Here is a 10,472-nt window from a genome sequence, read left to right on the forward strand (position 1 = left end):
GCGCGCGACGCGGAGCGACCCGCCCCGCCGTCCCCCGCCGTCGACGCCCGACCGGCCGCGGCGCCGCCCGCCCCCGCGCTGCCCGTCCCCACGCCGTCCGCCCCCACGCCGCCGTTGCCGCGCGCCCCCGCACCCGCCGCGTCGTCGCCCGACCACGACACCCTCTCGCCCGCCGAGGAGGCGTACCTCGCGTCGCTCGACGCCCTCGACGGGGACGACGCCGGGCCCGCGCGGTCCGGGGACGACGGGGCGTTCGACCCGGGCTCGTACGACGCGACCCCGAACTTCGACGATCCCGGCTCGTTCGACGACACGCCGGTCTTCGACGACCCGGGCGGGTTCGACAGCACGCCCGTGTTCGACGACCCCGGTGCGTTCGGTGACGCCCCCGGCGGCGGGCGGTCCTCGTTCTCCGCGACCGGCTCCGGGGCGTCCGCCTCCACCGGGTCCCGGTCCACCGCTTCCCCCGCCGGTCCGGCGCCCGACCGCGCTCCCCTCGATCACGTCGACCCGGACTCGCTGCTGCACCTGCTCGGGCTCGAGTCCTTCCGGCCCGGCCAGCGCGAGGCGGTCGAGGCCGCGCTGCACGGCCGCGACTCGCTGGTCGTCATGCCCACCGGCGGCGGCAAGAGCCTCTGCTACCAGCTGCCCGCGCTCGCCGGCGACGACCTGACGGTGGTCGTCTCGCCGCTGATCGCCCTGATGCGCGACCAGTGCGCGCGGCTGACCGACCTCGGCCACCCGGCGGTGATGCTCGCGTCGGGCGGCGACGGGGCGAGCAACCGGCAGGCGATCGACGAGGTCCGCGACGGCACGGCGAAGGTCTGCTTCGCGGCACCCGAGCGGTTCGCGTCCGGCGTGTTCCGGAACGCGCTCCGGACGAGGGCGATCGCGCTGTTCGTCGTCGACGAGGCGCACTGCGTCAGCGAGTGGGGGCACGACTTCCGGCCCGACTACCTGCGGCTCTCCGCCGTCATCGAGGAGCTCGGCCGGCCGCCCGTGATGGCGTGCACCGCCACCGCGACGCCGAAGGTCGCGGACGAGATCGTCTCCCGGCTCGAGCTGCGGACGGCGACCCGCGTGCGCTCCGGCTTCGACCGGCCGAACCTCTCCTTCGACGTGCTGCCGTTCGACGGCCAGGGGTCGGTGGCGAAGAAGAAGGCCACGCTCGTCGCGGGCGTGTCGGACCCGGCCAACCGTCCCGCGATCGTCTACTGCGGCACCCGCAAGAGCACCGAGGAGGTCTGCGACCTCCTGAACGCGACCGGCGTGACCGCCGTCGGGTACCACGCGGGCATGTCCGCGGACGTGCGGGCGAGCCGCCAGGACGCGTTCATGCGGGGGCAGGCCGAGGTCGTCGTCGCGACCAACGCGTTCGGGATGGGCGTCGACAAGGCCGACGTGCGGTCCGTCTGGCACTGGGCCCTGCCGTCGTCGCTCGAGGCGTACTACCAGGAGGCCGGCCGCGCCGGGCGCGACGGGGCGCTGTCCCGCGCGGTGCTGCTGGCGTCCAGGTCCGACCTCGGGCGGCTCGTCCGCTTCATCAACGAGGCGGAGGTCACGGTCGAGCAGGTCGGAGGGCTGGTCGGGCGCCTGCGCGCGCAGGCGGACCAGGACGGCGTGGTCGACGCCGACGCGGGGCAGGACCGCGACCGGATCGCGCTGGCGATCGCCGAGCGCGCGGGAGCGATCGAGCTGGCGCCGGGGCCGGGCGGCCGCCTCCGGGTCCGCGTCCATCCGGGCGGCCTGGACCACGGGCGCGTCGCCCAGATGTGCCGTGCGGCGAAGGACCGCCGCTGGCAGGCGTACCGCTCGATCGAGAAGTACGCGGCCGGCGACAACGAGGTCTGCCGGCGCCGGCAGCTGCTCGACCACTTCGGCGATCCCGAGGACGGCGCGCCGCTCGGCCGCTGCTGCGACGTCCACGACCCCGTCGACTGGCTGCCGCCGATCCAGGTCGCTTCGGGGCGCTCGCGCGGCGGGTCGAGTCAGGCGGAGGAGACCGGCCGCCCCGTCTCCGACGACGAGCTCGCGCCGCTGAAGGCCTGGCGCCGCGAGCGCGCGGACGGCAAGCCCGCCTACACGGTGGCGACGGACAAGACGCTGCGCGAGGTCGTCCGGCAGCAGCCGTCGACCCCGGACGAGCTCGGTGCGATCAGCGGCATCGGTCCGTCGTTCCTGCAGAAGCACGGCGACGCCCTGCTGGAGCTCCTGCGGGGCTGAATCACGTCGGGTTCCGGCGCTGGATCGCTTCGGCGATCGCCTTGATCCGTCGCAGTCGGGCGTCCCATCCCGACCCGACCAGCGCGAGCTGCGCGGTCGCGTCGGCCATGCGTCGCGGGTCCGCCTCGTACCGTCGCTCCCGGCCGACCGTGGTGCCGTGGACGAGCCCCACGCGGTCGAGGACCGCCAGGTGCTTCGCCACCGCCTGCCGGGTCACGGGCAGCTGCTCGCTGAGCGTCGTCGCCGTCCCGCCACCGTCGGCGAGCAGCAGGTCGAGCATGCGCCGCCGGGTCGGGTCCCCGATCGCGGACCACAGGTCGTCGTCGACCTCGTCGGCCACCCGGTCGACCGCGGTGCTCACGACGCCGTCGCGAGTCGGCCGGCGTAGTCCGCGACGCTCGGTACGAAGCGGGCCCAGCCCTCCTCGTGGGACGCGTAGGTCGCCTCGAGCTCCTCGACGCTCCAGTCCTTGCCCTGGTAGCCGGTCTCCGAGAAGCGGATCGTCGTGCCGGAACCGGTCGGGACGAGCTCGAACGTCGCCAGCAGCGAGTTCTCCGCGGTGGCCGGGGCACCGCCGTCGGCGACCCAGCGGAACGAGAACAGGCGGTGCGGGTCGGCGTCGACGACGGTGAGCGTCTCCACGTGTGGCTCCGGGGACTCACGGCCCCAGGCGATCTCGGTGACCTGCCCGGGCGTCGCCGACAGCCCGGTCTCGGCGCCGTTCCACCACTCCAGGATGTGCTCCGGGCTCGTGATGACGTCGAAGACGATCTCGGGGCTCGCGTCGACGTGGATCTCGTGGGTGATGCTCTCGCGGGTCATGCCTGCTCCTTTGTGCAACGTTCGGTTGCGCAAGCGTAGCGATGGTCGGCGAGATGTGCAACTGCATGTTGCGTCCTGTCGCTGCGGTGCACGCCCCGGCGCTGCGCCGCGGCGTGCGGCCCGCTGTCCGCCGGCGTCGACCGCCCAGCCGGGCCGGTCCGCGTCCTGCCCGCCCCGCCACCGTGTGCGGGGGTCGTTCACGGGGCAACGGTTGGGTATGACCACCATCGCGATCATCGGTGCCGGACGCGGTCTCGGGGCGGCCGTTGCCCGCCGCTTCGGCAAGGAGGGCTTCGCCGTCGCCCTGATCTCTCGCAACCAGGACCGCGCGGAGGGCCTCGCCGCCGACCTCCGCGGCGAGGGCGTCGAGGCGAAGGGCTTCGCGGCCGACGTGCGCGACCCCGACTCGATCGCCGCGGTCCTGGAGTCTGCCACCGAGACCCTCGGCCCGATCGAGGTCCTCCAGTACAGCCCGCTCCCGCAGAAGGACTTCATGCGCCCGGTGCTCGAGACGACGCCGAAGGACCTCGTCGGCCCGGTCGAATTCTCCATCTACGGCCCGGTCGCCGCCGTCCACGCCGTCGTTCCGGGCATGCGTTTCCTACCGGGCGAGAACCGCGGCACGATCCTCTTCGTCAACGGCGGCTCGGCCGTCAAGCCCGGTCGCAACGTCACCGGCACGAGCGTCGCCTTCGCCGGCCAGGCCGCCTACGCGGAGCTCCTCAACGAGGTCCTCGGCGAGGAGGGCATCCAGGTCTCGCAGCTGATCATCGGCGGCCGGATCGTCGAGGGCGACGAGGAGAAGGGCCCGGACGTCCTGGCCGAGAAGCTCTGGGACCTGCACGTGAAACGCGACCGCTTCCGCGTGCAGGTCTCGAGCGACTGACGCTCAGCCGCCGTCGGGCAGCCGCCACCCGCGCGGGTGCGGCAGCGCGACGGCCTCCTCCGGGCCCCACGAGCCCTGGGCGTAGGGGAGGGGCGCCGGTCGGTCGTCGCCCTCGAGCACCGGCGCGCAGACCTCCCACAGCCGCTCGATCTCCTCGGCGCGGGTGAAGAGCATGTGGTCGCCCTTCATCACGTCGTGGAGGAGCCGCTCGTAGGCCTCCAGGCCGTGGCGGTCGTAGAAGTCCTGGTCGATGTCGAGCTTCATCGACACGGCGCCCAGGTCCATCGTCGGACCCGGGACCTTCGCGAGCATCTCGATCGAGACCGTCGGGTCCTCCGAGAGCTCGAAGACGATCTCGTTCGGCCGGGCCCGCTTGTGGCCGTCGAAGTCGTTCACCACCGCGCCGTCCCCGTCGTGGTCGACGTCGCGGTGCAGGGGGAACATCCGCATCGGCGGCTCGTGGAAGCCGACCGTGACGACGCGGCGGCCGTCGGCGAGGGCCTTGCCGGTGCGCAGGAAGAACGGCACGCCCTTCCAGCGCCAGTTGTCGACGTGGGCCTCGAGCGCGACGAACGTCTCGACGTCGGAGTCGTCGGCGACGTCGTCCTCGTCGCGGTAGCCCTCGTACTGCCCGAGGACGGTGCGCTCCGGATCGAGCGGACGCAGCGACTGGAAGACCTTCGTGCGCTCGGCGTGCAGCGCGTCGGCGTTGAGCGCGACCGGCGGCTCGAGCGCGACGAACCCGAGCAGCTGCAGCAGGTGCGTCGTGATCATGTCGCGGAACGCGCCGGTGCCCTCGTAGAACGCGGCGCGGCCCTCGATCGTGAGCTTCTCCGGCACGTCGATCTGGACGTAGGCGATGTGGTCGCGGTTCCAGATCGGCTCGAAGAGGCCGTTGGCGAACCGGAAGGCGAGGATGTTCTGCGCGGCCTCCTTCCCGAGGAAGTGGTCGATGCGGAAGATCTGCTCCTCGCGGAGCGTCTCGTGCAGCGCGGCGTTGAGCGCCTTCGCGCTCGCGACGTCGTGGCCGAACGGCTTCTCGATGACGAGCGCGGCGTCCTTCGCGATCCCGGTCTCGCCGAGCATCCCGACCATCGACTCCATCGCGGACGGCGGGACCGACAGGTAGACGAGCCGGGAGCCCGTCGCCCCGATCTCGTCCTCGGCGTCCTTCACGGCCTTCGCGAGGTCCTCGCCGTCGTCGGCGGAGGAGACGACGAACGAGAGCCGCTCCGAGAACGCCTCCCACGTCTCGTCGGTGAGCTCCTTGCGCCCGAACTCGGAGAGCGCGTCGTGGATCCGCTCCCGGAACTCCTCGTCGGTGCCGGGGGAGTGCCGGCCCGAGCCGATGATGCGGAAGTCCTCCGGCATCAGGCCGGCGAGCATCAGGTGGAAGAAGCCGGGATAGAGCTTGCGCTTGGCGAGGTCGCCCGTCGCGCCGAACAGGACCAGCACCCGGTTCTCGGGGCGCTGCGCCCTGGTGGTCTTCGCGTCGCGCTGGTCGGGCATCGGTGTCCATGTTCCCGATCGGGGCGCGCGCGACGCAGGGGACGGGCGATCGGCGGGGCGCGGGCGTCAGGTCGCGGAGCCTGCTCGCGTCCGGTGCGGCTCCGGTGCGGTTCCGGTGCGGCGTGCGCCTGTCGATCCCGACGACCCCGCGCGACGTCGTGCCGGGCGTCCCGCCGCCGGCGAGGTAGCGTCCCGGGAACGTATGGACGATGCAACCTTGCGGGCCCTCGCGGAGCACAACCCGTACTGCCTGGGCTGCGGGAGCGACACCCCGGCCGGCGTCGGGTTCCGGATGATCGGGCTCGAGCCGGGGAGCCTGCGCGGGACGGTGTCGTTCTCGCGGATCCACGAGGGCGCGCAGGGCCGGACGCACGGCGGGGCGATCGCGACGGCCCTCGACGAGACGGTCGGCCAGCTCGCGCAGATCGAGTTCGAGGGCGGGTGCGCGACGGGCGAGCTGACCGTCCGGTACCACCGGCCCACGCCGGCGGACGGCAGCGTCTACGACGTGACCGCGCGGGTCACCGGTCGCGAGGGGCGGAAGATCTTCATGGCCGCCGAGCTCCTGCTGGGCGACGAGGTGCTGGCGTCCGCCTCGGCGGTCATGTTCTCGATGACGGGCGCGGGGGCCGGCGAGGGCGCCCCGGTCGCCTGATCCGCCCATCACGGGCGCCGGGCGGTCCGCCGGTCGGCCGGCCGGCGCCGGCCCCCCGCACCTGGCGCCCCGCCGCTCGCGCTGGCAGCATCACGGCGGTGAGCCCCGGCCCCGTTCCCCCGACCGCGCTGGAGCGCCGCACGCTGGCCGCGGCCAAGGGCGGCGACGAGCACGCCTACCAGCGGCTCGTCGCACCGTTCGAGAAGGAGCTCCACGCGCACTGCTACCGGATGCTCGGCTCGGTCCACGACGCCGACGACGCGCGGCAGGACGCGCTGCTGCGGGCGTGGCGGTCGCTCGGGCGGTTCGAGGGCCGCAGCTCGCTGAAGTCGTGGCTCTACCGGATCCACACGAACACCTGCCTGGACGTGCTCGCGAAGCGGAAGAAGCACCGCGTGATGCCCGCCGAGCACGGACCCGCCGGCAGCGCGGTGCCTGGTCCGGGGACGCCGCTGGCCGAGTCGGTCTGGATCGAGCCGTACCCCGACGAGCGCTACGTCGACGAGGACGCGCTCGCCGGTCCGGACGCGCGGATCGAGCAGCGCGAGGGCGTCGAGCTCGCGTTCGTCGCGGCGCTCCAGCACCTGCCGGCCCGCCAGCGCGCGGTGCTGATCCAGCGCGAGGTCCTCGGCTTCTCCGCCAAGGAGGTCGCCGCGTCGATCGAGACCACCGTGCCGGCCGTCAACAGCGCGCTGCAGCGGGCCCGGGCGACGCTCGACGACCTGCTCCCCGAGCGCACGCAGCAGGCGACCCTGCGCTCGCTCGGCGACGACGAGCTCGAGCGGATGGTCGGCGACTACGTGACGGCGTGGGAGCAGGGCGACGTCGAGGGGATCGTCCGGATGCTGTCCGAGGATGCGACGCTCGCGATGCCGCCGATGCCCACCTGGTACCGCGGCGAGGACGTCGTGATCTTCCTCCGCGACTGGGCGTTCTCCGGTCGCGCGTACGACGCCGAGGGTCGGCGGCGCGTGAAGGTCCTGCCGACCCGCGCCAACGGCCAGCCCGCGTTCGGGACGTACAGCTGGGCCGTCGACCGCGGCGTCCACCTGCCGACGGTGCTCCAGGTGATCAGCCTCGACGGCGACCGGATCAGCGAGATCATGGGCTTCGTCAGCCCCGCGCTGTTCCCGCACTTCGGGCTGCCCGAGTCCCTGCCCGCGTAGGGCGCGCACCCGGCGGATCGAACACCGCGACGACCCGGGGCAGGCGGTCGCTCACGCGCGCTCCAGGGTGCGCAGGCCGCGGTCGGGCGTCCACGAGGTGATCACGACCGCGGTCCCGTCCGCGTTCGCGACGACGGTCGACGCCTCGCGGACGTCCAGGCAGAACAGGTGCGTCGGCCCGAGGTCGGCGATCTCGCCGTTGATCTCGCGGACCCGCACCGGATCGGTGATCTCCTCGACCACGCCCGCGACCTTCGTGTCGCCGGCCCAGTCCGGCGGGTCGATCGAGCCCGAGTGCAGCGCGTACCGCGGGTCCCGGCGCAGGTCGAGCGCCTTGCGGGCCTCCCACATCGAGCCGATCCAGAGCTCCCCGTCGACGACCCGCGCCTCCGTCCCGCTGATCCGGGGCGACCCGTCCTTCCGGATCGTGGCGATCGTCTTGTGGACGTGCGCGTCGAGCAGCGCGCGCACCTGCGCGGCGAGCTCGGGGGCGGCGGACTGGAAGGCGGACCACGACGGCATGGCCGGACCATCGCGCGCCGGCGGCGGCGGGGCGAGCGACGTGTCGAGGACGATCAAGCGGCGGGTGTGGCGATCAAGCGCGAGGATGTCGCCGTGGCCGACCGCCTCCGCGACCTGATCGACCTCGTCGCCGGGTCCCTCGACGATCCCGAGGGGGACGGCGCGACGCTCGCGCGCGCCGCCGGGTTCTCGCGCGACCACCTCGACCGGCTGCTGTCGGCGGCGACGGGGGAGACGCCGGTCGCGCTGCGCCGGCGACTGCTGCTCGAGCGTGCCGCGTGGCGGCTGCGGGACGGGGCGTCGGCGTCGGAGGCCGGGACCGAGGCGGGCTACGGGTCGCTCGCCGCGTTCTCCCGCGCGTTCACGCGCGCCCACGGGGTCGCCCCGAGCACCTTCGCCGCGTCGGGTCGGCCGGTCGAGCTCGACGCGCCCAACGGCGTCCACGTCCTCGGGCCCGCCGGCCTCACGGTGCCGGGACCGCGGCGCGGTGGCGCGGCGCCGCGCCCGTCGGCCGGACCCGGCGCGCCCGGCCCACCGACCGGGTCCTCCTCGCGGGCCGTTCCCGCCCCGTCGGCCGTGCTTCGCCGACCCGCCCCCGCACCCCGCGACCTGACCGAGCGGATGGTCCTGCACCACCTCGCCCGCGTCGGGGAGCTGCTCGACGCCGCCGCCCCGCTGAGCCGGGAGGACCTGGCCCGGCCGCTGCGCCCCGGGTTCGTGGCCTGCGGGTTCGAGGGCGAGGAGGCGAGCGCCGGGCTGATGGCCGAGCGGCTCGTCTTCACGCTCGAGGTCTGGGTCGCGGCGATCCTCGGCGAGCCGGCGCCCGAGCCCGGCCCGTCCCCGTCGCCCGCGGACGCGACCGCGGCCGCCGCGATCGCCGGCCGGGCCGCGTCGGGCCCGGGCGCTCTGCTCGCCGACCGCTCGGTCCCGGACCACGCCGAGCTCCGCGCCCGGTTCGACCGCGCCGGGCGCGCCTTCTCCGCGATCGCCCGCCGGGTCCGCGACGAGGACGCGTGGGACGACGGGTTCGTCGACGCGCTCTGCGAGCCGCCGCAGGCGTTCACGCTCGGCGGGGTGCTCTCGCACGTCCTGACGTACGGGGCGGTCCGCCGCGAGATGCTCGCCTCGGTCCTGCGAGAGCTCGGCGCCGAGGTCCCGTCGTCCGGGGACCCGATCGAGTGGGAGGCGGGGAGGTAGCCGTCGGACCCCGGGCCCCGACCGGCGCGTTGCCCCGCGCGGGCGTCCCGCGACTCAGGCCACCGCGTGCGGGTACTCCGCCGCGCGCCCCTGGAAGGACAGGATCCGCGGGTTCCGGATCACGCCGTCGCGGATCTCGATCGCGCGGCGGATCGTCTCGCTGCGGTCCCACGCGTCCGGCCCGCCCATGACGACGGGGAGGTACTCGAGGAGGGCCTCGCTGTTCTCCCACGTCGCGCTGTCCCACAGGAACGACGGGCTGTGGTCGACCGCGTAGTGGTGGACGCCGTCGCCGACCTCGTACATCGGGTCCGCGAATGATGTCGGCCGCGCCCACGAGAAGCCCATGCCCTCGTCGCACGAGACGTCCACGATCAGGGTGCCCGGCCGGAACAGCGGCAGGTCGGCGTCGGTCGCGAACATCAGCGGGTCGTCGGTGTCCTGGAGGATGCAGTTGACGACGATGTCGTAGCCGGCGAGCTCCTCGGCCAGGGGCCGCGGGCCCGACGGGTGCAGCAGGACCATGCCGCCGGGGCCGGTCCCGGCGACCTCCTCGCCGCGCGCGAACTTCTCCATGCGCACCGAGGCGAACGGCGACGCGACCGCGTTGCTGCTGCGCTGGGTGAGCACCGTGACGTCGGAGACGCCGAGTGCGGAGAGCCCGCGGACCGCCCCGCGGGCGGTCGCGCCGAAGCTGATGACCGCCGCCCGCAGGCGCCGGCCGTAGTCGCCCGTCGCCCCGCGCAGCTGCATGGCGTGCAGCACCGAGCAGTAGCCCGCGAGCTCGTTGTTCTTGTGGAAGACGTGGACGCTGAAGGAGCCCTCCTTCGTCCAGTGGTTCATCGCCTCCCAGGCGATCAACGTGGCGCCACGGTCGATCGCGAGCTGCGTCAGCGCGGTGTCCTGGACGCAGTGCGGCCACCCCCACACGACCTGGCCGGGACGCAGGGTCTCGAGGTCGGCCGCCAGCGGCTTCGGCAGCAGGACGATGTCGCTCTGCGCGAACAGCTCCTCGCGGGTCCGCAGGCCGGCGACCAGCGGGGCGATCTCGGCGTCGGGACGACCGAAGCGCTCCCCGTACCCGTGCTCGACGAGCATGCGCGCGCGGAGCCGCTCGTCGATCCGCTCGAGGTGCGCGGGGTGGATCGCCACCCGGTGCTCGTCGGCCTTTCGGGAGGAACCGACGACACCGATTGAGAGTTGTGGCACCCGACGAGTCTACGGGCGCCGCGTGGCGACCCTCCCGCGTACGGCGGAAAGCGACGGGTGTACGGCGGATCGCGTCGAGGGACGTTGTACACGGACGGTCCTGTTGTACAGCGGGCCTCCCGGGTGTCCTCCGGACTTGTACGAGGTGGCGCCCGGACGAGCTTATGCCCGCATTAGCTTGCTCCTCGGCGCTTGTCGCGCGTCTGCACCGGAGCCTCACCGGTGGCGCGACGCGGCGTCCTCCGCGCGTCACCGCACGTCGACCTCGCGCGCCCCGACGGGG

The 10,472-nt window shown here is 74.0% G+C and carries 10 protein-coding genes; 5 read left to right on the forward strand and 5 right to left on the reverse strand.

Features of this window, described 5'->3' with window-relative positions; genetic code table 11:
* The coding region (locus PATMI_RS28225; protein WP_342673037.1) for a RecQ family ATP-dependent DNA helicase at positions 1-2,223 on the forward strand (2,223 nt) is incomplete at its 5' end.
* 1 nt (position 2,224) lies between these two features.
* Here the strand turns inward: PATMI_RS28225 and PATMI_RS0107455 are convergent.
* Entirely contained in the window at positions 2,225-2,584 is a 360-nt protein-coding gene (locus PATMI_RS0107455; protein ID WP_245604130.1) for an ArsR/SmtB family transcription factor, read from the reverse strand.
* Complete coding sequence (locus PATMI_RS0107460; protein ID WP_026910432.1) at positions 2,581-3,045, reverse strand: SRPBCC domain-containing protein; 465 nt, start codon at positions 3,043-3,045, stop codon at positions 2,581-2,583. The genes PATMI_RS0107455 and PATMI_RS0107460 overlap by 4 nt, the downstream gene beginning before the upstream one ends.
* A 217-nt stretch (positions 3,046-3,262) precedes the next feature.
* Here PATMI_RS0107460 and PATMI_RS0107465 point away from each other — a divergent pair, with 217 nt between their 5' ends.
* On the forward strand, positions 3,263-3,931 hold the full coding sequence (locus PATMI_RS0107465) for an SDR family NAD(P)-dependent oxidoreductase (protein WP_026910433.1): 669 nt from the start codon (positions 3,263-3,265) through the stop codon (positions 3,929-3,931).
* Positions 3,932-3,934: 3 nt separating this feature from the next.
* Here PATMI_RS0107465 and zwf read toward each other — a convergent pair whose 3' ends face one another.
* Positions 3,935-5,440, reverse strand: a complete 1,506-nt coding sequence (zwf, locus tag PATMI_RS0107470; RefSeq protein ID WP_036725426.1) for a glucose-6-phosphate dehydrogenase — start codon at positions 5,438-5,440, stop codon at positions 3,935-3,937.
* 202 nt (positions 5,441-5,642) lie between these two features.
* Between zwf and PATMI_RS28230 the strand changes: the two genes are divergently transcribed.
* Together PATMI_RS28230 and PATMI_RS0107485 are read left to right on the forward strand one after the other, a co-directional pair.
* Positions 5,643-6,095, forward strand: coding sequence for a PaaI family thioesterase (locus tag PATMI_RS28230; RefSeq protein WP_084269765.1), 453 nt, complete (start codon positions 5,643-5,645; stop codon positions 6,093-6,095).
* Between the two features lie 98 nt (positions 6,096-6,193).
* Entirely contained in the window at positions 6,194-7,261 is a 1,068-nt protein-coding gene (locus tag PATMI_RS0107485; RefSeq protein WP_084269766.1) for a sigma-70 family RNA polymerase sigma factor, read from the forward strand.
* A gap of 51 nt (positions 7,262-7,312) precedes the next feature.
* Here PATMI_RS0107485 and PATMI_RS0107490 read toward each other — a convergent pair whose 3' ends face one another.
* Positions 7,313-7,783 (reverse strand): pyridoxamine 5'-phosphate oxidase family protein, encoded by a 471-nt coding sequence (locus PATMI_RS0107490; RefSeq protein ID WP_026910437.1) that lies wholly within the window; start codon positions 7,781-7,783, stop codon positions 7,313-7,315.
* A gap of 93 nt (positions 7,784-7,876) precedes the next feature.
* Here PATMI_RS0107490 and PATMI_RS0107495 point away from each other — a divergent pair, with 93 nt between their 5' ends.
* The gene (locus PATMI_RS0107495; RefSeq protein WP_026910438.1) at positions 7,877-8,980 is read left to right on the forward strand and encodes a helix-turn-helix domain-containing protein; all 1,104 of its coding nucleotides are present in this window, start codon (positions 7,877-7,879) and stop codon (positions 8,978-8,980) included.
* A 54-nt stretch (positions 8,981-9,034) separates the two neighbouring features.
* Here PATMI_RS0107495 and PATMI_RS0107500 read toward each other — a convergent pair whose 3' ends face one another.
* A complete protein-coding gene (locus PATMI_RS0107500) occupies positions 9,035-10,189 on the reverse strand; it encodes a N(5)-(carboxyethyl)ornithine synthase (RefSeq protein ID WP_026910439.1) in 1,155 nt (384 codons plus the stop codon).
* Positions 10,190-10,472: the final 283 nt, after the last annotated feature.

Source organism: Patulibacter minatonensis DSM 18081, from assembly GCF_000519325.1.
In the GTDB taxonomy this organism is placed as follows: domain Bacteria; phylum Actinomycetota; class Thermoleophilia; order Solirubrobacterales; family Solirubrobacteraceae; genus Patulibacter; species Patulibacter minatonensis.